Annotated in this window: 20 protein-coding genes; 16 read left to right on the forward strand and 4 right to left on the reverse strand. The window is 52.4% G+C overall.

The annotated features are described in order from the left end of the window. Nucleotides 1–11 precede the first annotated feature (11 nt). The 4 genes from SK58_RS19925 to hrpB form a co-directional block, all read right to left on the reverse strand. Nucleotides 12–725 carry a fimbrial biogenesis chaperone gene (locus tag SK58_RS19925; protein ID WP_032682231.1) on the reverse strand — a complete coding sequence of 238 codons (714 nt, stop codon included), beginning with the start codon at nucleotides 723–725 and terminating at the stop codon, nucleotides 12–14. A gap of 43 nt (nucleotides 726–768) precedes the next feature. Next, nucleotides 769–1,377, reverse strand: coding sequence for a fimbrial protein (locus tag SK58_RS19930; RefSeq protein ID WP_015572710.1), 609 nt, complete (start codon nucleotides 1,375–1,377; stop codon nucleotides 769–771). A 272-nt stretch (nucleotides 1,378–1,649) separates the two neighbouring features. Beyond that, entirely contained in the window at nucleotides 1,650–4,175 is a 2,526-nt protein-coding gene (gene mrcB / locus SK58_RS19935; RefSeq protein WP_015572709.1) for a bifunctional glycosyl transferase/transpeptidase, read from the reverse strand. A 152-nt stretch (nucleotides 4,176–4,327) separates the two neighbouring features. Continuing rightward, nucleotides 4,328–6,757, reverse strand: a complete 2,430-nt coding sequence (gene hrpB / locus SK58_RS19940) for an ATP-dependent helicase HrpB (RefSeq protein WP_048220359.1) — start codon at nucleotides 6,755–6,757, stop codon at nucleotides 4,328–4,330. 73 nt (nucleotides 6,758–6,830) lie between these two features. Between hrpB and thpR the strand changes: the two genes are divergently transcribed. From thpR to SK58_RS20020, 16 genes are all read left to right on the forward strand, one after another. Beyond that, on the forward strand, nucleotides 6,831–7,385 hold the full coding sequence (thpR, locus tag SK58_RS19945) for an RNA 2',3'-cyclic phosphodiesterase (protein WP_003856249.1): 555 nt from the start codon (nucleotides 6,831–6,833) through the stop codon (nucleotides 7,383–7,385). After that, nucleotides 7,375–8,079, forward strand: coding sequence for a DNA/RNA nuclease SfsA (gene sfsA / locus SK58_RS19950; protein WP_048220360.1), 705 nt, complete (start codon nucleotides 7,375–7,377; stop codon nucleotides 8,077–8,079). The genes thpR and sfsA overlap by 11 nt, the downstream gene beginning before the upstream one ends. Before the next feature lie 176 nt (nucleotides 8,080–8,255). Next, nucleotides 8,256–8,711 (forward strand): RNA polymerase-binding protein DksA, encoded by a 456-nt coding sequence (gene dksA / locus SK58_RS19955; protein ID WP_001155232.1) that lies wholly within the window; start codon nucleotides 8,256–8,258, stop codon nucleotides 8,709–8,711. 59 nt (nucleotides 8,712–8,770) lie between these two features. Further along, nucleotides 8,771–9,661, forward strand: coding sequence for a tRNA glutamyl-Q(34) synthetase GluQRS (gene gluQRS, locus SK58_RS19960; RefSeq protein WP_047731440.1), 891 nt, complete (start codon nucleotides 8,771–8,773; stop codon nucleotides 9,659–9,661). A gap of 42 nt (nucleotides 9,662–9,703) precedes the next feature. Beyond that, complete coding sequence (gene pcnB, locus SK58_RS19965) at nucleotides 9,704–11,101, forward strand: polynucleotide adenylyltransferase PcnB (protein ID WP_026080645.1); 1,398 nt, start codon at nucleotides 9,704–9,706, stop codon at nucleotides 11,099–11,101. Then, complete coding sequence (gene folK / locus SK58_RS19970; RefSeq protein ID WP_015572706.1) at nucleotides 11,098–11,577, forward strand: 2-amino-4-hydroxy-6-hydroxymethyldihydropteridine diphosphokinase; 480 nt, start codon at nucleotides 11,098–11,100, stop codon at nucleotides 11,575–11,577. Before pcnB ends, folK begins: the two co-directional genes overlap by 4 nt. 123 nt (nucleotides 11,578–11,700) lie before the next feature. After that, complete coding sequence (panB, locus tag SK58_RS19975; protein WP_015572705.1) at nucleotides 11,701–12,492, forward strand: 3-methyl-2-oxobutanoate hydroxymethyltransferase; 792 nt, start codon at nucleotides 11,701–11,703, stop codon at nucleotides 12,490–12,492. Between the two features lie 11 nt (nucleotides 12,493–12,503). After that, a complete protein-coding gene (panC, locus tag SK58_RS19980; protein WP_017694494.1) occupies nucleotides 12,504–13,355 on the forward strand; it encodes a pantoate--beta-alanine ligase in 852 nt (283 codons plus the stop codon). A 32-nt stretch (nucleotides 13,356–13,387) separates the two neighbouring features. Continuing rightward, entirely contained in the window at nucleotides 13,388–13,768 is a 381-nt protein-coding gene (gene panD / locus SK58_RS19985; protein WP_003856284.1) for an aspartate 1-decarboxylase, read from the forward strand. Nucleotides 13,769–14,045: 277 nt separating this feature from the next. Beyond that, complete coding sequence (locus SK58_RS19990) at nucleotides 14,046–14,654, forward strand: fimbrial protein (RefSeq protein ID WP_017694495.1); 609 nt, start codon at nucleotides 14,046–14,048, stop codon at nucleotides 14,652–14,654. A gap of 81 nt (nucleotides 14,655–14,735) precedes the next feature. After that, nucleotides 14,736–15,479, forward strand: a complete 744-nt coding sequence (locus tag SK58_RS19995; RefSeq protein ID WP_015572704.1) for a fimbrial chaperone — start codon at nucleotides 14,736–14,738, stop codon at nucleotides 15,477–15,479. A gap of 81 nt (nucleotides 15,480–15,560) precedes the next feature. Next, nucleotides 15,561–18,152, forward strand: a complete 2,592-nt coding sequence (locus SK58_RS20000) for an outer membrane usher protein (protein ID WP_048220361.1) — start codon at nucleotides 15,561–15,563, stop codon at nucleotides 18,150–18,152. A gap of 28 nt (nucleotides 18,153–18,180) precedes the next feature. Then, nucleotides 18,181–18,756: a fimbrial protein gene (locus SK58_RS20005; protein ID WP_048220362.1), complete on the forward strand. Its 576-nt coding sequence runs from the start codon at nucleotides 18,181–18,183 to the stop codon at nucleotides 18,754–18,756. Between the two features lie 26 nt (nucleotides 18,757–18,782). Next, nucleotides 18,783–19,346, forward strand: a complete 564-nt coding sequence (locus tag SK58_RS20010) for a fimbrial protein (RefSeq protein ID WP_047056014.1) — start codon at nucleotides 18,783–18,785, stop codon at nucleotides 19,344–19,346. A 14-nt stretch (nucleotides 19,347–19,360) separates the two neighbouring features. After that, the gene (locus tag SK58_RS20015; RefSeq protein ID WP_048220363.1) at nucleotides 19,361–19,969 is read left to right on the forward strand and encodes a fimbrial-like protein; all 609 of its coding nucleotides are present in this window, start codon (nucleotides 19,361–19,363) and stop codon (nucleotides 19,967–19,969) included. An 11-nt stretch (nucleotides 19,970–19,980) separates the two neighbouring features. Then, the gene (locus SK58_RS20020) at nucleotides 19,981–21,057 is read left to right on the forward strand and encodes a fimbrial protein StkG (protein WP_048220364.1); all 1,077 of its coding nucleotides are present in this window, start codon (nucleotides 19,981–19,983) and stop codon (nucleotides 21,055–21,057) included.

A 21,057-nucleotide genomic window follows, 5' to 3' on the forward strand; every position in this document is an offset into this window, starting at 1 on the left:
GCATTGTGTGTTTAAAGAGCCTGCTTGCGCTGGGAGGTTTGCGCGCCGAAATCGCTAATAGCAGTCCACGTCACGGGCCCGTTTGCAGATTGAGGCACAGAAAAATATTGCTCGCTGAAAGGTGCGACCATCATTGAAATTGCCCCCGGCGTGGTTTTTGTGTCAGTCACAGGGACACTTTTCCCGCCCACGGCCAGCTCGCCAAAGGAGACGTAAAACGGCGTTGGGTTTTTCGCAATGAGCCTGTTACCCTGGCGGCGGAAGGTGATTTTTTCATAGGCCTGAAGGGCATCGGCTTCTTTCAAATCAGCAGGGCGCCAGAACAGCTTCAGACGCGTTTTCATCGCGAATTGCAGCGTATTCTTGTCTTTTAAGTCAGGTGATAACGCCGAGACGGATTTCACATTCGCCAGAAATAAAGATTCGCGATCTGCGGGCAGATTTTTTTTATCGCCGGTAAAAATGATGTGCAAAAGGGTCTGACGATTTTCCTGTAATTTATAGACAGGCGGCGTAATGATGAAAGGTGCTTTTGCATCATTGGGGTAACTCACCCAGCTTTGCACCAGATATCGAGTATGAGGGTCTTTATTTTTTAGTGCTATTTGTACTTCGGATTTATTCGATGGATAAATAATTCGCGTGCCACCGAGAACCACACTTGCCTGTACTGAACAGCAAGAGATAATCAAACATCCACCTAACAATTTTAATAAATAATTCATACTACGTTCCAGAAGGCAGCCCTTTCAGGCTGCCAAAATAGATTTAGCGATAAACAACCTCGAACGTTGCAGATGAGGAGTAGTGACCTGCTGTTGGTTTGTTATCACCAACCTGAATAACTTTCGCGGTGTAATTAAAGACAGATGCTGTGGCGCCAGTGGCATCGTTCGCAACATCGGTACCGGCTTCCGGTTCTGATCCGTTGAAAACCACGTCCCCCTTAGTCCCATTTTCATTACTGACAATGATGCCAACGTTGGTCGCATTGCCAGCGCCGGAAAGATCGTTCTTCAGGCGCTTGTATTCCGCATCCGTTGTGGTGCCGCTGAACTTGAGGTTCAGTTTGGCAACCAGCGGATCGCATTTTTTCACTTCAATCTTAAAGGCCTTCGACGTCCCGACCTGACCGTCAGTGCCAAAATCAGAAGGATAAGTATCTGCAAATGTGACGGTGGAAGTATTGGACCCCGAGCCATCAACATCAATTTCACAGGTATCCGCCACAATTTTTCCGGCGAAATTTACCGTACCAGAATCATTCGCTGCAAATACCGGCAGAGAGAGTGCAGCCATAAGCGTGCTGGCCAACACCGTTGAAACAACATATTTACTCATAACAATATCCTTATATGTGATGATGAAGATATCCATTCTTGATATATACAAAAATGTTGGGAAGTCCTCTAAGGAATATCCTGTGAGGTCAGTAAATTTCTGGAGAGGATTTAATCAGATTATTCTTCATCACGTCTAGATCGCAAAATGATAACACCCGAATAATCGGACACAACTTTCTGTTTTAGATGAAAAAAAGCAAAAATTAATAATTCTACATTTTAAATTTAATAATTTTAAATATAAATGAATGTAAACATAAAAAAAGGCCGCTTAATCATTAAGCGGCCTTTTATTCAGGAAACTAATTAGTTTCCGCCAAACATGTCCTTGATCCAGCCGGCGACACCGTCGCTGTCTTTCTTCTCATTCTGCTGCTGCGGCTGTTGCTGCTGCGGCTGCTGAGGTTGAGAAGACTGATCGAACGGGTTACCTGTCGGTTCTTCTGGCTGACTTTGCTGACACAGCGCATCCGGGTTAGTCGTCCAGACCGGCAGCGTACGCATCCCGCCACCGCAAATAAAGTTGCCCGATGCGTCCACGCCCATATCAACGATATCTTCCGGGGCAACCAGGTTCAGCGGCACCGGAGACTGGTTGGCCAGGTAGCGCTGGTAAATCGACATCGCACCGCTCGCGCCATACAGTTTGGTCGGCTGGTTGTTATCGCGCCCCACCCAGGTGATGACCACTTCACGACCATCAATACCGGCGAACCAGGTATCGACGTTGTTGTTGGTGGTCCCGGTTTTACCCGCCAGATGCAGGCCCGGATACTTCGCTCCCAGCTGACGGCCTGTACCGCGCTGGACAACCTGCTGCATGGTCCACAGCGTCATATAGGCCGCCTGCGCCGGAACTGCACGTTCTGCCTGCGGGAAGCTCTGATACAGCACGGAGCCATCTTCGGCAATCACCGAACGCAGAGCGGAAAGCGGAGCACGGTTACCGCCGCTGGCGATGGTCTGGAACGCCTGCGCCACTTCGATTGGCGTCAGGTTAAGCGCCCCCAGAATCATCGCTGGCACCGGGTGCAGCTGATCTTTCGGTACCCCCAGCTTCTGCCAGGTGTCGGTAATGGCCGGCAGGCCCAGCGCCATTCCGAGGTTAACCGTTGGCACGTTCATCGAGCGGGTTAACGCATCCACCAGCATGACCTGGCCGCTGAACTGTCTGTCATCGTTCTGCGGTGACCAAACCTGGCCGTTAGGCTGGCGCAGGGAAATTGGCGCATCGGCAATCCAGGTATTCAGGCGATAAAGATTCGGCTGGCTCAGCGCGGTCAGATAGGTCGCCGGTTTTGCCAGTGAACCAATTGAACGACGCGCCTGCATGGCACGGTTATAGCCCGCAAACTGCGGCTCAGCGCCACCCACCATGGCACGAACTTCGCCGGTGTTACGGTCAACCACTACCATCGCGGTTTCCAGATCGCTCAGCTTACGCTGCTTTTTCAGCGCCGGAATACCTTCTACCGCCGCTTTTTCTGCGGCGTCCTGTGCCACGGAGTCAAAGGTGGTAAAGATCTTCACGCCGGAGAGATCTTTCACTTTATCCCCGAGCTTAGACTGCAACTCCTGACGCACCATCTGCATAAAGGCTGGCTGCGGAGAAATCACCCCACCACGCGGCTGAACGCCCAGCGGACGCGCGCTCAGCATGTCGTACAGCTCCTGGTCAATCACCTGCTGTTGTTGCAGCAGACGCAGCACCAGGTTACGACGCTCCAGCGCCAGTTTCGGGTTACGCCACGGGTTGTAGATCGACGCGCCTTTCACCATGCCCACCAGCAGTGCCTGCTGGTCAAGGCTCAGCTCTTCTACCGGACGACCAAAGTAGTACAGGCTCGCCAGCGGGAAGCCGCGGATCTCGTTGTCACCGCTCTGACCGAGGTACACCTCGTTCATGTACAGCTCAAGAATACGATCCTTGCTGTAGCGTGCATCCATCAGCACGGCCATGTACGCTTCATTGGCTTTACGCCAGTAAGAGCGTTCGCTGGAGAGGAACAGGTTTTTCACCAGCTGCTGGGTCAGGGTACTCGCCCCCTGCACCGTACGCCCGGCGGTCAGGTTCGCCAGTACCGCACGACCAATGGAGTAAAGGCTAATACCGTCGTGCTCGTAGAAGTGGCGGTCTTCGGTTGCCAGCAGGGTATCTACCAGCAGATCCGGGAAGCCATTACGCGCCACGAACAGGCGCTGTTCGCCGTTTGCGGACGACAGCATGGTGATGAGGCGCGGATCGAGACGGAAGAAACCGAACTGGCGATCGTTATCCATGTTCTCAATGGTTTCCAGACGATCGCCGTCAAAGGTCAGACGCGCGCGCACCTGCCCTTCTTTACTGTCCGGGAAGTCGAACGGACGGCGGATCATCTCAATGCTTTTCGCCTGGACGGTAAATTCACCCGGACGGGTCATTTTCGTGACCTGACGATACTGCGTGGCTTGCAGCAGCTTCACCATCTCGTTCTTGCTGATGGACATGTCCGGCTCAAGGTTCACCATGCGACCGTACACTGCCGCAGGCAATTGCCAGACTTTCCCGTCGATACGGCTGCGGATCTTCTGATCCAGATAAACGCCGTAAATCGCGATCAGGACAACAAAAACAATGAACAGCTTCAGCAGCAACCAGAACCAGCCGCGCTTACCACGAGGCTTACGCCCTTTGCCTTTCCCTTTACGTGGCATCGGTTCTTCATCCTCATAATCGTCTTCATAGTCATCGTCATACTCCTCATCTCTGAGGCGACGACGGCTTACCTTTTCTTTCGCCGGACGCGTCGGCTTTCCCTTACGTCCTATTGGCTCGCGGTCATTCCCCGCCATGCTTTTTCTCCGCAACATTCAGGCGCAAAGGCCAGATTTTCTTATCTTGCACAGGTCAGTGAAAGAAGAAATCTCTCAAAGTTTGTTTCTCCCTCTCCCTGTGGGAGAGGGCCGGGGTGAGGGCATCAGGCCGCACTCCCCTTTTCGATCCATTACGAATATTTCTTCGTGCGCCGTGTCGGCGCGGTATTCGCCGGATCGTCCGGCCAGACGTGTTTGGGATATCGCCCTTTCATCTCTTTCTGCACTTCACGATAGCTCCCCGCCCAGAACGCCCCCAGATCGCGGGTGATCTGCAAGGGACGATGCGCAGGCGAAAGCAGCTCAAGCACTAACGGCACGCGCCCTTCAGCGATGGACGGCGTGGTGGCCTCACCAAACATCTCCTGCATCCGAACCGCCAGCGCCGGCGGATTATCCTCATGATAACGAATGGCAATCCGGCTCCCGGTTGGCACAGTGTAATGCCCAGGCAGTTCACTATCCAGACGTTGACGTAACGACCAGTCCAGTAAATTCTGTAACGCTGCCTTAACATCAAGCGCCTTCAGGGCGCGCAGCGAGTGTACGCCGTTCATCTGCGGCAACAGCCATTGTTCAAGCGTCGCGAGCAGCGTCTCATCATCCACCGCAGGCCACCCCTGTTCCGGCAGCCACTTCGCGGCGCAATGCAGGCGAATGCGATACTGTTCGGCCTCCGGCGTCCAGTTCAGTACGCTCAGCCCTTTTTCCCGAATGCCGTTCAGCATCGCCTGGTGTAACTCTTCCTCCGACGGCTTCGCCAGCGGTTTCGTCCCGAGCGTCAATTTGCCAATCTGGCTACGACGGAACGCCTTCAGCGTGCCCTGGGCATCATCCCATTCCACGATGTCAGATTGCTGAAGCAGCTGCGGGCAGGCACGCGTCAGCGCGTCAATATCCACGGCAACCGCCTGTAAAATACGCGCGTCCGGGGAGTGGCTGCCCTGGAGCAAGAGCGGCGCGATCAGCCATTCGTGACGCGTCAGGGCGTCATCGCTGTCCAGCAACGCGCCCATCCCATTTGCCAGCTGATAGCGACCATCCAGCCCGCGACGGCGAGCGATCCTGTCCGGGAAGGCCTGGGCCAGCAGAGGGATAACTTTATCGCTGTCAGGCGAACCGCCCCGGCAATTCAGGCGTTTACACAGCTGCTGCGCGCGTTGTTGCCAGTTTCCCTGATGGCGAGAAAAGGCCTGTCCCAGATCGCTGCTGCCACCGCGCGGCGGCTCCTCAAGAATAGCCGCCAGTTTTGCCGCCGTGGCAATTTCATCGTCGCCCTGTGCTGCCACCAGCATTGCCGCCAGACGCGGATCGTTGCCCAGCGCCGCCATTTTCTGACCGCGCGCCGTCAGTCGCTCGCCTTCCAGCGCGCCAAGCTGGGTCAGCAGGCTGCGCGCGGCGGAAAGGTTCACGACAGGCGGAGGATTAAGCCAGGTGAGCTGGTCAGGGGCCGGGCAGCCCCACTGCATCAGATCCATCACCAGCCCGGAGAGATCGCTTTGTAAAATCTCAGGCGTGCTCTGCAATGCCGCACGCTCCGCCTGCTCGGCGCTGGTTAAATGCAGGCAAATACCCGGCTCAAGACGCCCTGCTCGCCCTGCGCGCTGCACCATTGAGGCCTGGCTGATGCGCTGCGTCAGTAGCCTGGTCAGCCCGGTACGCGGATCAAAACTGGCCACCCTCTCCTGCGTACTGTCCACCACCAGGCGAATGCCTTCGATGGTCAAACTGGTTTCCGCGATATTGGTTGCCAGCACCACTTTGCGCTGCCCCGCCGGTGCGGGAAGGATCGCCTTGCGCTGGTCAGCCAACGGCAGCGCGCCGTAGAGCGGGCACAGCATAACGTCACTGTTCACCCGGGATGCCAGCTGCTCCTGTACGCGCTGGATTTCGCCTACGCCGGGTAAAAACAGCAGCAGCGAGCCGGGTTCCTGACGGAGCAATTCGGCGGTGGCGATGGCAACCGCTTCGTCAAAACGCTGATGGGCAGGCAGCGGCTGATAGCGGCGCTCGACCGGGAACGCACGCCCTTCAGAGGAGATCATCGGCGCGTCAGGGAGCGTCTGCCGGAGCCGCTCGTTATCCAGCGTCGCCGACATAATCAGCAACCGAAGGTCGTCGCGCAGCCCCTGCTGAACGTCGAGCAGCAGCGCAAGGGCCAGATCGGCCTGGAGGCTGCGCTCGTGAAATTCATCAAGGATCACCAGCCCGACGCCGGTCAGCTCCGGATCATTTTGCAGCATACGGGTGAGAATACCTTCGGTGACCACCTCCAGCCGCGTGGACGGTCCAACGCAGGTTTCGGCGCGCATCCGGTACCCTACCGTCTCGCCCGGTTTTTCATTCAGCAGTTCAGCCAGGCGCTGCGCCACATTGCGCGCCGCCAGCCTGCGCGGCTCCAGCAGGATAATTTTCCCGCTGATGCTCCCCTCGCGCAGAATTTGCAGGGGCAGCCAGGTGGATTTACCCGCTCCGGTGGGCGCGCTGAGCAAAACCTGTGGCGCATGTTCTAAGGCTGCGAGTAGCTCAGGAAGGACGACGGCGACGGGCAAAGAGGACACTTACGGCTCCAGAGGGTTAACATTAATCGGCGTACATTGTAGCATCGGCGCATATCATTACCGAGTCTTGCGCATGTCTGAGTCAAAACGGCTATTCTTCGCCATTGAATTACCCACCACGCTTCAACGGCAGATTGTTCGCTGGCGCGCCAGCCACTTCCCCGCAGAAGCGGGCCGCCCCGTCGTCGCCGCCAATATGCACCTGACGTTAGCCTTTCTTGGTGAAGTAAGCGCTGAAAAGCAGCGCGCGTTAAGCGCAATGGCCGGACGCATTTCGCAGCCGGGGTTTACGCTGCATCTTGACGATGCCGGGCAATGGCTGCGCTCTCGGGTGGTCTGGCTGGGGACGCGGCAGCCCCCTCGCGGACTGCTACAGCTCGCCAACATGCTGCGGGCGCAGGCCGCGCGAAGCGGCTGTTATCAGAGCCCACAGCCGTTTCATCCCCACATTACCCTGCTGCGCGACGCGGGTCAGGCCGTTGCCATCCCGCCACCGGGCTTTCACTGGTCCTTTCAGGTGAATGAATTTGCGCTGTACGAATCTGCCTTTGTACAAGGACGCACCCGCTATACTCCGCTTCAGCGCTGGACGCTGGGCGACACGTTAAGGAATCCTGATGAAGTTTAGCCCTGCACTCCAGCCCGCCACGCTGATCCAGCGTTACAAACGCTTTCTCGCTGACGTGATCACCCCTGAGGGCGAAACGCTCACGCTGCACTGCCCTAACACCGGCGCCATGACCGGTTGCGCCACGCCGGGTGACACGGTCTGGTATTCCACATCAGAAAATACTAAACGCAAATATCCTCATACCTGGGAAATGACCGAGACGCAAAGCGGGGCATTTATTTGCGTGAATACCCTGCGCGCAAATCAGCTGGTTAAGGAAGCCCTGACAAATGGAATGCTTCCTGAACTGGTGGGTTACGGCACGCAAAAAAGCGAAGTGAAATATGGCAATGAAGGCAGCAGAATTGATTTTATGTTACAGGCGGAAGACCGCCCTGAGTGCTATATTGAAGTGAAATCAGTGACGTTAGCGGAACAGGAAAACGGCTTCTTTCCGGATGCGGTAACGCTACGTGGCCAGAAGCATCTGCGAGAGCTAATGAGTGTAGCGGCGGCGGGCAAGCGCGCCGTGTTGCTGTTTGCGGTTCTGCATTCAGCCATTGAACGGTTTTCCCCGGCCCGTCATATTGATCCTAAATACGCGCAATTGTTGAATGAGGCACAAAAGCAGGGGGTAGAGATTTTCGCTTATAAAGCGGAACTTTCTGCCGATAATATGACTCTGAGATCCTCTCTTCCCATTGTCTTATAAGGGATTAGACGATTGACTAATAAGTGTTCTGGCCGCGTGCGCAAATACGCTTTTCCTCACAGGGTTGTCAAGTGTTACGTTTAGATAATTGCCATACGGAAAAGCATCTGCTATTTATAGCGACCTGATTTTTCCCCCAACACGGGGATCGATAGTGCGTGTTAAGGAGAAGCAACATGCAAGAAGGGCAAAACCGTAAAACATCGTCCCTGAGTATTCTCGCCATCGCTGGGGTGGAGCCGTATCAAGAGAAGCCGGGCGAAGAGTATATGAACGAAGCCCAGCTGTCGCACTTCAAGCGTATTCTTGAAGCATGGCGTAATCAACTCAGGGATGAAGTCGATCGCACCGTTACACATATGCAGGATGAAGCTGCTAACTTCCCGGACCCGGTCGACCGTGCCGCTCAGGAAGAAGAGTTCAGCCTCGAACTGCGTAACCGTGACCGCGAGCGCAAACTGATCAAAAAGATCGAAAAAACGCTGAAGAAGGTCGAGGACGAAGATTTTGGCTACTGCGAATCCTGCGGTGTTGAAATCGGTATTCGTCGCCTGGAAGCGCGTCCAACAGCCGATCTGTGCATCGACTGTAAAACGCTGGCAGAAATCCGCGAAAAACAGATGGCCGGCTAACGCCCGCCCTCTCACTACTCAGCTAAGGCGGGAGTCTCTCCCGCCTTGTTACCGTTGATATGTCTGAATCTCACTATATCGGGCGCTTTGCGCCATCTCCCTCCGGTGAATTACACTTCGGCTCATTAATTGCCGCGCTCGGCAGCTACCTACAGGCTCGCGCCCGTCAGGGTCAATGGCTGGTCCGCATTGAAGATATCGATCCTCCACGTGAAGTTCCCGGTGCAGCAGAAACTATTCTGCGTCAGCTGGAACATTACGGTCTTCACTGGGACGGCGACATACTCTGGCAGTCTCAACGCCATGATGCCTACCGTGAACGTCTGGCGTGGCTTGCTGAACAGGGCCTTTCCTATAACTGCACCTGCACGCGGGCGCGAATTCAGAGCGTGGGTGGCGTTTACGACGGCCACTGCCGTACGCGGCACAACGGTCCTGAGAATGCCGCCGTGCGGCTGATACAGCGTTCTCCGGTGACGCAGTTTACCGACGTACTCTCAGGAACAATTCAGGCGGATGAACGCCTGGCGCGTGAAGATTTTATTATTCACCGTCGTGATGGTTTGTTTGCCTATAACCTGGCGGTGGTTGTCGATGACCATTTCCAGGGTGTTACGGAAATCGTGCGCGGGGCGGATCTGGTTGAGCCTACCGTGCGGCAAATATCGCTTTACCAGCAGTTTGGCTGGGCGGTGCCGGATTACATCCATCTGCCGCTGGCAGTCAATGAACAGGGAAATAAGCTATCGAAACAGAATCATGCCCCGGCGCTGCCTGACGGCGATCCGCGCCCGGTTTTGATCGACGCGCTGCGATTTCTCAACCAGAATGTAACGCAGGAATGGCAGGATCTGAGTCTGGATGAATTGCTGAAAACGGCCATTGCTGACTGGGCGCTTATGGCCGTGCCAAAAATCCAGCATTCTCAAATGCGTTGCGCTGAGCTATGATTAGCCGCTTTTTTGATAACAAAACACACTACGAGGTGTACTATTTTTACCCGAGTCGCTAATTTTTGCCGTAAAGTGCTGAGCCGCGAAGAGAGCATGGCGAACGACGCTATTGCACAGCCACACATGTCGGTCATTCCGCGTGAGCAGCACAATATTTCCCGCAAAGATATCAGTGAAAATGCCCTCAAGGTGCTCTATCGTCTGAATAAAGCAGGCTACGAGGCCTATCTCGTCGGCGGCGGGGTGCGCGATTTACTGCTGGGCAAAAAACCAAAAGATTTCGACGTGACGACCAGCGCCACGCCTGAGCAGGTGCGTAAATTATTCCGCAACTGCCGTCTGGTTGGCCGCCGTTTCCGTCTGGCGCACGTGATGTTTGGACCGGAAATTATTGAAGTGGCGACCTTCCGCGGTCACCACGAAGCGGGCGTTAACGATCGCACGACTTCCCAGCGCGGCCAAAACGGTATGCTGCTGCGCGACAACATCTTCGGCTCTATTGAAGAAGATGCTCAGCGTCGCGATTTCACCATCAACAGCCTTTACTACAGCGTGGCGGATTTTACCGTGCGCGATTACGTCGGCGGTATGCAGGATCTGAAAGATGGTCTGATTCGCCTGATCGGTACGCCGGAAACACGCTATCGCGAAGATCCGGTCCGAATGCTGCGCGCCGTGCGTTTCGCCGCCAAGCTGAACATGCGTATCAGCCCGGAAACCGCAGAGCCGATCCCGCGCCTGGCGACGCTGATCAACGACGTGCCCCCTGCCCGTCTGTTTGAGGAGTCGTTAAAGCTGCTCCAGGCAGGCTACGGGTTTGAAACCTACAACCTGCTGCGTGAATACAACCTGTTCCAGCCGCTGTTCCCGACCATTACCCGCTACTTCACCGAAAACGGTGACAGCGCAATGGAGCGGATAATTGCGCAGGTGCTGAAGAACACCGATACCCGTATTCATAACGATATGCGCGTGAATCCGGCGTTCCTGTTCGCGGCCATGTTCTGGTATCCGCTGCTGGAAACGGCGCAGCGCATTACCCAGGAGAGCGGTCTCGCCTATTATGATGCGTTCGCGCTGGCGGCAAACGACGTGCTGGACGAAGGCTGTCGCACGCTGGCGATCCCGAAACGTATTACCACGCTGGTGCGTGATATCTGGCAGCTTCAGCTGCGTATGTCCCGCCGTCAGGGTAAACGCGCCTGGAAGCTGATGGAGCATCCTAAGTTCCGCGCCGCGTTCGATCTGCTCTCTCTGCGTGCTGAAGTTGAAAGGAACCCGGAACTACAGCGCCTGGCGCAGTGGTGGGGCGAGTTTCAGGTTTCTGCGCCACCGGAGCAAAAAGATATGCTTACGGATCTGGATGATGAACCGGCACCGCGCCGTCGTCACCGTCGCCCGCGCAAACGCGCACCGCGTCGTGAAGGTACGGCATGACCCTTGCGTATATCGCCATCGGCAGCAATCTGGCCTCTCCGCTGGAGCAGGTTAACGCTGCCGTGCAGGCTCTGGGAGAGATCCCCCAAAGCCGCATCGTCGCGCTGTCCTCATTTTACCGTACGCCGCCGCTTGGCCCGCAGGATCAGCCTGATTATCTGAACGCCGCCGTGGTGCTGGAAACGACCCTTGACGCAGAAACGCTGCTGGATAATACCCAGCGTATTGAGCTACAGCAGGGTCGTGTCCGCAAAGCCGAACGCTGGGGACCGCGCACGCTCGATCTCGATATTATGCTTTTCGGTCACGAGGTGATTAACACCGAACGCCTCACCGTTCCGCATTACGACATGAAAAACCGTGGGTTTATGCTCTGGCCACTGTTTGAAGTCGCGCCCGATCTCACCTTCCCTGACGGCTCCTCGCTGCAAGCCGTTCTGCAAAATCTCAACGCGGATAAACCGGCCCGCTGGTAATCCCGCCTCCGCATCGATTAACCATTCCTTATTTGCGGTTAATCGATTGCCTAAAATCATTGTTCCCTCAAATGTTACTGTTAGAATGCGCAAAGATTCGCTTTTGGGCCATCAGGAAACAGTATGAAACCAACCACCATCTCCTTATTGCAGAAATGCAAACAGGAAAAAAAACGCTTCGCCACTATCACCGCGTATGACTACAGCTTCGCAAAACTGTTTGCCGAAGAAGGGATCAACGTCATGCTGGTCGGAGACTCGTTAGGGATGACGGTACAAGGACATGATTCCACTCTGCCGGTCACGGTCGAGGATATTGCTTACCATACCCGCGCCGTGCGCCGGGGTGCCCCCGCCTGCCTGCTGCTTTCCGATCTGCCGTTTATGGCGTATGCCACCCCGGAGCAGGCCTTCGAAAATGCGGCGACAGTGATGCGCGCCGGCGCCAATATGGTCAAAATCGAAGGCGGCGCCTGGCTGGTCGATACGGTGAAAATGCTCACCGACCGCGCCGTGCCGGTTTGTGGTCATTTGGGGCTGACGCCGCAGTCGGTCAACATCTTTGGTGGATATAAGGTGCAGGGCCGAGGCGATGCGGCGCAGACGCTGTTTGATGATGCCGTGGCGCTGGAAGCCGCGGGCGCGCAGCTGCTGGTGCTGGAGTGTGTGCCGGTTGAGCTGGCTAAGCGTATCACTGAGGCGCTGTCGATTCCGGTGATCGGCATCGGCGCGGGTAACGTCACCGATGGCCAGATTCTGGTCATGCACGACGCCTTCGGGATCACCGGCGGCCATATTCCAAAATTTGCTAAAAATTTCCTGTCAGAAGCAGGCGACATGCGTGCTGCTGTGCGGCAGTATATTGCCGAGGTTGAGTCCGGCGTTTATCCGGGCGAAGAACACAGTTTCCATTAAGGAGTCCAGGTGTGCTAATCATAGAAACCCTGCCGCTGCTGCGTCAGCATATTCGTCGGGCGCGTCATGAAGGTAAACGTATCGCCCTTGTCCCAACCATGGGCAACCTGCACGACGGCCATATGAAGCTGGTCGATGAAGCGAGAGCCCGGGCAGATATCGTGGTAGTTAGTATCTTCGTTAACCCGATGCAGTTCGATCGCGAAGACGATCTGGCGCGCTACCCACGTACCTTGCAGGAAGATTGCGAAAAGCTCAAAAAACGTCATGCGGATATCGTCTTCGCACCGGCACCCGCAGATGTGTATCCCCAGGGCACCACTGAATCGACCTACGTCGACGTGCCGGGTATTTCGACCATGCTGGAGGGCGCCAGCCGCCCGGGCCATTTCCGTGGCGTCTCCACCATCGTCAGCAAGCTGTTTAACCTGGTGCAGCCGGACATCGCCTGCTTTGGCGAGAAAGATTTCCAGCAGCTGGCGCTGATCCGCAAAATGGTTGCCGACATGGGCTACGACATCGAGATCGTCGGCGTGCCGATTGTACGCGCGAAAGATGGCCTGGCGCTCAGTTCCCGTAACGGCTATCTGACCGCCGAACAGCGTAAAATTGCGCCGGGCTTAAGCAAAGTCATGAATACCATGGCAGAGCAACTGCTGGCAAAAGAGTTAACAGCAGAAGAGATCATCGCCCTGGCTGAACAGGCGCTGAACGAGAAAGGTCTTCGTGCTGACGACGTTCAAATTCGGGATGCCGATACGCTTCTGGCACTTACAGAGACCAGCAAACGTGCGGTAATTCTGGTGGCGGCATGGCTCGGCCAGGCCCGCCTTATCGATAACAAAGTGGTTGAGCTGGCGTAGTTTTTCTACCCGGAAGATGAAAGGTAAACGTAATGATTCGCAAAATGCTGCAAGGTAAGCTTCACCGTGTGAAAGTCACTCAGGCCGACCTGCATTATGAAGGCTCCTGCGCGATCGACCAGGATTTTCTCGACGCGGCGGGTATTCTCGAAAACGAAGCCATTGATATCTGGAACGTAAATAACGGCAAACGCTTCTCTACCTACGCCATTGCCGCTGAGCGCGGGTCCAAAATCATCTCCGTCAACGGGGCGGCGGCGCACTGCGCGGACGTAGGCGATATCGTGATTATCGCCAGCTTTGTCATGATGTCTGACGAAGAAGCACGCCGCTGGCAGCCAAAAGTAGCGTACTTTGAAGGCGACAATGAGATGAAGCGTACCGCGAAGGCGATTCCGGTGCAGGTTGCCTGATAATATTTATCCCACGACCCATTCCTGCGCATTTATTAAATGAATGGGTCTTTAAAAAGCATTTATAGAATTAATATTCAAACTCTCCCCGCACAACCAGACAATCCCATCACATTGATAACAAATAATTTTAAATTTACTAAACTATTCATTTAGTTTAAATCACGCACAACATCTATATTTCATTGAGATTAACAATATAATTCGCCACGAAATTTAATTTCAAATAAAAGCTTTACGGGCACTTATTATTCACTCAACGAATATGGATATTTAAATGATTTCTAAAAAATATGGTTTGGCAATTGCTATGGCAAGCGTATTGGTTGCGGGTTCAGCGCTAGCAGCAGATCCTGACACCGGCACTATTACTTTCCACGGCATGGTTTCTAACAATACTTGCCAGGTCTCCCTTGACCAGAAAATCGATCAGAACGGTAACGATTTTGACGTGACTCTGGACACTGTATTTGTGCGTGATTTCGCAAACGCACTGGGTAGCACCAGCACCCTGGGTGAAAAGAAATTCAGCCTTACACTGACCGGTTGTGATACCGCAACTGTGAAGAAAGCATCTGCACAGTTCTCTTCCTGGGCTGGCTCCTCTTCTACCGAAGGCGGTCTGCTGGTTCCACCAAGCAATGCTCAGGGTTCAGCTAAGAACGTTAACCTGGTGCTGTCAAACGACGGTAACTCAGCTGTCGATCAGATCAAAATTGACCAGACTAACAACTCCCAGAAAGCAACCATCGATGAAACTTCTGGCGCAGGAAACCTGTACTACCGCGTAGCGTACACCCAGGGTCAGGGTTGGGATGCAACAAGTAATCCAGTTTCTGCTGGTACCGTGCAGGCACAGGTTGCCTTCACCATGATTTACGAATAAGAGATTCGTAAACTTTAAATTAAGCAATCCTTCATGATGAATGAGGGATTGCTTGTGTAATTCCAAAAGGAAGTGGAAAAAATGTCTCATTCAGTCTTCATTAAAAGTTTTCAAGCCGTATTGCTCGCAACTGCCGTTTTGGCCACATCGAATGCAAGTGCGGATATTGTTATTTCCGGCACCCGTATTATCTATCCACAGTCATCGAAGGATGTTGTTGTTAATCTCGATAACCATGGAACCAAACCGCTTTTGGTTCAAACCTGGCTTGATGATGGGCGTGATGGCGTAAATCCGGAAGAGTTAAAGCTTCCTTTTATCATTACCCCTCCAGTATCCCGTATTGACCCGAAAAAAGGCCAATCCGTACGTATTACCTACACAGGTACACCTTTACCACAGGATCGTGAATCGCTTTTCTGGTTCAATGTCCTGGAGATTCCACCAAAATCAAAAGCTGCGGATAAAGAGAATCTTAACCAGCTTCAGCTGGCATTCAGAACACGTATTAAATTCTTTTACCGTCCTGACGGGTTAAAAGGCTCGGCAGGTGAAGCAGCTGAGCATTTGACATGGACGCAGAAAAAAGAAGGAAACGCGGTTAAGCTTGTTGCCCATAATAATTCACCGTATAACGTCTCCGTTTCGGCGGTAACCATTAAAGCCAGTCAAAAAACATACGACGTTGATCATAAGGCCGTTCCACCGTTCAGTGATACCACAATGACGGTTAAAGGTTTAGCTTCTGCCGTAAATGGTAAAGTAGAGTTTGATTCTATTAATGACTATGGCGGCACAGACCATCACGAAGCGGGACTAAAATAGAGCACCCTTTAATACATATAATAATTAATAGCATTAACTCTGTGGAGAGCACCCTCTCTGCACTGATTAAGTGGATGTGCCATGTTATTTAAACGTTCTCTTTTATGTCTTACGATAAGTGCAGCATTGCCTTTTTATGCCTGTGCAGAAAATATCACGCCAGCAAAAGATCTGCCTGACAATGAAGAAGAGGTCGAGTTTAACGATCAATTTCTTTTAAATGGCAGCGCTAATATTGATATTAATCGTTTTTCACATGGCAACCCGGTTTTACCGGGGACCTATCGCACTAAGATCAACCTGAACGGTAAACTGAAGTCCACCGTGGAGGTCACGTTTAAAGATAACGGAACACCTCGTGCGACCCCGTGCATAACAAAACTGCTGCTGTCACAATCGGGTGTCGACACCAGCACATTGCCTGACGGACCGGAAGACGATGAAACCTGCGTCGATATTAAAAAATCTTTCGCTGGCGCTACGGTTAGCTATGACAGTGGCAAGCAGGTTATGGATTTTAATTTTCCCCAGATTTATGTGCTGAAACGCCCGGCGGGATATGTCGACCCATCGTTGTGGGATAACGGAATTCCTGCCGCTCTGCTCTCTTATGACATGAACGGCTGGCGTAGCGAGAACAACGGCAGTACATCAGAAAGTGCATATGTAGGGTTACGCTATGGTCTGAATATGGGGCCATGGCGCCTGCGCTCGCGTGGCAATTTTAACTGGGACAAAGATAGCGGCACAAAATACTCCAGTCAGGATGTCTATTTGCAGCGCGATATCACACCATTGAGTGCCCAGTTTGTCATCGGCGACTCTTACACGCGTGGCGAGGCATTTAACTCTATGAGCCTTCGCGGCGCACGCATGTACAGTGACGATCGCATGTTGCCAATGGGGTCCACAGGCTACGCGCCTGTCATTCGGGGTGTCGCGAACAGTAACGCGAAGGTCAGCGTCACGCAGAGCGGCAATAAGATTTATGAAACCTCGGTGCCACCAGGCGCGTTTGAAATAAACGACCTGAGTACCACAGGTTACGGAAATGATTTACTGGTAACGATTGAAGAAGCTGATGGCAGCAAACGCTCCTTTACCGTACCCTTTTCATCCGTCACGCAGATGCTCCGTCCGGGAGCCTCTCGCTGGGACGTCGGTTTAGGTGAGTTAAATGATGAGTCACTTATTGATGCGCCTAAAGTGGGTTACGGTACGCTTTACTATGGCCTGAATAATACGTTCACGGGTTATATTGGCGCGCAATATACCGACATGGATTTTTATGCCGGTATTCTCGGCGTGGCAATGAACACCCCTGTTGGTGCGTTTGCATTCGACGTTACGCAATCTTATGCAGATATTGAGGGGCTGGATAAATTAAGCGGGCAAAGTTATCGTTTAACCTACAGCAAAATGATTGAGTCGACGAATACTTCCTTTAACGTTGCGGCTTATCGTTTCTCGACGGAAGACTACCTGACGCTTAACGATGCGGCGCAACTTCAGGACAGTATTAGGCACCAGAAGTACTCAAACCGTAGCTATGACTCAAACGAAGCGCTATATGCAGACTATCAGCGCACCAAAAACCAGGTGCAAATTAGTCTTAACCAACCGCTAACCTCCGGAGAAGACAATTTTGGCTCCCTGTATGTAAGCGGCACCTGGCAGGATTACTGGAACGCGACGGGCTCTACTTCCAATTACAATATTGGGTATAACAATAGCTTCACCTACGGCAGCTACAGCTTGTCATTACAGCGAACCTATGATCAGAACGGCAAGAAAGACGATAGCGTTTATTTAAGCCTAAGCATTCCATTAAGTGTATTCTCAAAAGATAGAGGGAATGCCGGTGGATTCTCAAACATCAATATGGGATTACGTTCCGACCTTAAAGGCGGCACAAGCTTTAACACATCCGCGGGTGGAAATACGCAAGATAATAAGGTGAGTTATTCCGTTAGCGCCTCGTCAAACAGTGGTAATTATGGTGACCTGAATCAGATAAGCGGCTACGGGTCCTATAACAGTGAATATGGCCCGCTGGGGTTATCTGCCTCTTTTGGTGATGACAACAGTAAACAATATTCTGCCTCCTATAACGGTGGCATGGTCATCCATTCAGGAGGTATTGCATTTGCGCCAGGGAGTATTGGTGACAACGATGCGCTGGCACTGGTCAAAGCGAGTGGTGCGAAAGGCGCCGGTATCGGCTTTGGTAACAGCGAAATAGGCAGTTCCGGCTATGGCATTCTGCCTTATATGTCTGCCTACCGTGAAAACCGCGTATACCTTGATATCAGCACGCTGGAAAACGACGTTGAAATTAAAAACACCAGTGAAATTACGGTTCCCCGCAGTGGTTCCGTTGTGCTGGTTGATTTTGCAACCGATGAAGGTCGTTCATTAATTTTAGAACTTAAGCGCACCGATAACGGATTTATTCCTTTAGGCGCTGATGTTTTAAATGAAAAAAATGAATCTATTGGCACCGTGGGACAGGCGGGGCAAGCCTATGTCCGCGGCGTTGAGGATGAAGGCACGCTTCATGTTGTCTGGGGAAGCGATAAAGACAGTAAATGTGACGTGCATTATAACGTCTCATCACATGCTCAAAAAGTAGGACTTACAACGGTGCTCAGCAATCAAGTGTGCCAGATGTAATTATTCGGGAAAATAGACGAGAGTTTGTATGAAAAAAAATCTTTATAGCCTGTCAGTCGTTGCCGTAACGATGCTGGCGTTATCAGGTTCGGCGCTCGCCGAGGGCACGAATCTCGACGTTAACTTTACGGCCAATATCCGTGAAACCACTTGTGATATGAAACTGATGGGCGGTACGGGTTCCGATACGGATCAAACACTGCTCATTGGTAACGGCGGCCAGGTGCGTCTCGACGATGTCAAAGCTGGCACCGCAAATGCCAATTTCAAAATTGTGATTGTTGAATGCCCGGCCTCTCTGACCTCACTGAAAGCCACGGTAAAAGGAAGCCAATCGGGTTATTTGCTTAGCGGCCTTGTTAATCAAAAACCAAAAGCCGATGGAGGCGCAGATTTCTCTGCTGTTGAAATTGCCAGAGCCAGCGCACCGGAGGCCCCGTTTATCATCAACTCTTACGATGATGCTAAGCGACTGGTCTGGAGTGCAACAGAAATCCAGAATAAAGAAGTTCCTTTAGTAGCCACAATACGTGAAACCAAAGTTAATAGCATGACAGTTGGTGATTTTGAGGCCGCGGCGACTTTTGAATTTAGCTACGAGTAATTGGTGCAGGAAAACGGAGCAACATTATGAAATTTAAATCTACTTTTATCGCCCTGTCCGTTTCTGCACTTCTGTATTCGGGAATGGCAAACGCAGCAATTACAGGTACTGACAGTGTCAAATTAACGATCAAATCAAATATAGTCTCGGGCACGTGTACAGCAAAAGTGCTTAACGGTGCAGGAACTGCGTCCACTGAAATTGCGTTTGGCGACGTATATAAAACCGATCTGGTGAATAAGACTCGCGTCGAGCCGTTAAAAATTGCATTTACAAACTGCTCTGGTGTAACTAAGGCAACGGTAGCCGCAGCGAGTGGTGCAGGTGGGGGATGCTCGGGTCCGAAAACTGACGGAGATTCTTATTCTGCTGGGTTAGCAACAGGCTTCGAAATCTGGTCAGGAGTTGTAGATACTGGCGTAATGTTGAGTTGCAAAAGGCCTCCGGCGGCACAGGAGGTCACCATTGCTGACGGTGTAGGGGAATTCCCGATGAACTCACGCATTGTGATTGCGAAAGACAGAAATATTGCCGATGTTGGCACAGGTGCCGTTACTGCGCCAGTAACCTTCACAGTCACCTATCAATAATTCCAGGAACCATTATGCAACAATCACCGTTTAATTTACACCAGCCCGGTCTTGTGTTGCTTATCGGTCTGGCTGGTAGCACTCTGCCTGGCGTAAGCCAGGCAGGTTCAGGTATGGATGTAAACCTGACAGCAAACATCGTTAATAATACCTGTCGGCTAAGCGTCGAAAACGGCGGAGAGATCGCTTTGCCGACCGTGTCACGAGACTGGTTTTATAACAGCGACAAGAGCGATCGTTTATCGCCAAACGATGATGAAGCTGGAACGCCTTTTACGATCCACGTAGATGACTGCTACGCGAGCAGTGCAGAAGGCGCAACGATTAACAAACTAAAATTTAGTTTTGCTCCGCAAAATGGTTTCTGGAGTAATCACAACCAGGTGTTTAAAAACGATGCCACAGCCGGTGCGGCTGAAAATGTGGGTATCGTTATTTTTTCAGATACGTTCAAAACTAACGTCCTGAACAGCGACGGGACATCAAACGTTATTTACGATGTCGGTGGAAGTAGTGAGAACTATATAAAGGATTATGGCTTTTACGCACGTTATCAGAATATTGGAACGATCACCAGCGGTGTGGTTATGAGTAATGTTCTGGTTAATGTCAGCTACGAATAAAGGGATTTAGAATGAAAAAATATCTCACTATATTAGCGTTCGCAGCGTTCGGGCTGTCTGGCGCAGCACGGGCTAATTTCGAGGAGTGCAAATTTTACGGTCATGATGACTTGCAGATTATGTCTCCAGGTGCACAACCGATTATCACTCCTCTGCCTGTGGGCACAGTAACAACTCCCATACAGATCAGTAATACAATCATTATGGAAACAACGCCTGCGTTAATATCCCATTGTGCAGGCGGGAAGGACGGTGAAAACACCTATCAGATTACCGACAACTCAATGCTGGAAGGCTACATAGATAACAAAGCCACCTTCCGGACGAATATTCCTGGTATTGTCTATACCCTGGCGATGTATCCCGATGGTAACGGCGTCACCGCGTGGTTCCCGCCCAACGCAGGCTCCTGGTATATGACCGCACCTAATGACAATCACGAAGAGCTGCTTGACGGAAAAACCTGGCATGTGCGCATGGAAATCTATCAAACCAATGGATTTCAGGGGGTTCCTTCGGATGTTAATTTTTTAACGGCTGGTGCAGGCCCCATTGGTCAGATCATTCTGGGTGATCCAAGCAATCCGGATACATACGATCACCCTCGTCCCCATGTGAACATGAGCGAAATGTCATTCAGCATGCCATTAAATCGCCCGACCTGTGTCTTACGTGCGCCCACAACGGTAAACCTTGGTGACTGGTATCCCGCAGAAGTCGAAAACGGGAATACCAGCAAAGTCGAGTTCCATGTTACGGGTACATGTGTAAATACAACCGCTGTTTACTATACGTTATCCTCCACACATACCACCGCAGATAAAAAATATTTTACCAATACCGTCGAGAATACTGGTGGTGTTACTGCGGCAGGAGGCGTCGGCGTCATGATTACGGATTCTGAAAATGATCATTACCCCGTGCCGGCAGACAGTTCCCAACGTGTCATTGCTATAGGAGAGGTTGTTGGGGATCCTGTTAGTATTATTGACAGATCACTTTGGGCCAGGTTGGTCAAAACCGGCAGCGATCCGGTAACCGTCGGTGTTTTCGGTACCACCGTGACCATTCAGACCACGTACGAATAA

The organism is Enterobacter sp. BIDMC93 (assembly GCF_001037805.1).
GTDB classification, from domain to species: Bacteria; Pseudomonadota; Gammaproteobacteria; order Enterobacterales; family Enterobacteriaceae; genus Enterobacter; species Enterobacter hormaechei_C.

Coding starts and splice junctions, on each gene's coding strand:
- SK58_RS19925 (WP_032682231.1), bottom strand. CDS start 725: ATGAATTATTTATTAAAATTGTTAGGTGGATGTTTGATTATCTCTTGC.
- SK58_RS19930 (WP_015572710.1), bottom strand. CDS start 1,377: ATGGATATCTTCATCATCACATATAAGGATATTGTTATGAGTAAATAT.
- mrcB (WP_015572709.1), bottom strand. CDS start 4,175: ATGGCGGGGAATGACCGCGAGCCAATAGGACGTAAGGGAAAGCCGACG.
- thpR (WP_003856249.1), top strand. CDS start 6,831: ATGTCTGAGTCAAAACGGCTATTCTTCGCCATTGAATTACCCACCACG.
- sfsA (WP_048220360.1), top strand. CDS start 7,375: ATGAAGTTTAGCCCTGCACTCCAGCCCGCCACGCTGATCCAGCGTTAC.
- dksA (WP_001155232.1), top strand. CDS start 8,256: ATGCAAGAAGGGCAAAACCGTAAAACATCGTCCCTGAGTATTCTCGCC.
- gluQRS (WP_047731440.1), top strand. CDS start 8,771: ATGTCTGAATCTCACTATATCGGGCGCTTTGCGCCATCTCCCTCCGGT.
- folK (WP_015572706.1), top strand. CDS start 11,098: ATGACCCTTGCGTATATCGCCATCGGCAGCAATCTGGCCTCTCCGCTG.
- panB (WP_015572705.1), top strand. CDS start 11,701: ATGAAACCAACCACCATCTCCTTATTGCAGAAATGCAAACAGGAAAAA.
- panD (WP_003856284.1), top strand. CDS start 13,388: ATGATTCGCAAAATGCTGCAAGGTAAGCTTCACCGTGTGAAAGTCACT.
- SK58_RS19990 (WP_017694495.1), top strand. CDS start 14,046: ATGATTTCTAAAAAATATGGTTTGGCAATTGCTATGGCAAGCGTATTG.
- SK58_RS19995 (WP_015572704.1), top strand. CDS start 14,736: ATGTCTCATTCAGTCTTCATTAAAAGTTTTCAAGCCGTATTGCTCGCA.
- SK58_RS20000 (WP_048220361.1), top strand. CDS start 15,561: ATGTTATTTAAACGTTCTCTTTTATGTCTTACGATAAGTGCAGCATTG.
- SK58_RS20005 (WP_048220362.1), top strand. CDS start 18,181: ATGAAAAAAAATCTTTATAGCCTGTCAGTCGTTGCCGTAACGATGCTG.
- SK58_RS20010 (WP_047056014.1), top strand. CDS start 18,783: ATGAAATTTAAATCTACTTTTATCGCCCTGTCCGTTTCTGCACTTCTG.
- SK58_RS20015 (WP_048220363.1), top strand. CDS start 19,361: ATGCAACAATCACCGTTTAATTTACACCAGCCCGGTCTTGTGTTGCTT.
- SK58_RS20020 (WP_048220364.1), top strand. CDS start 19,981: ATGAAAAAATATCTCACTATATTAGCGTTCGCAGCGTTCGGGCTGTCT.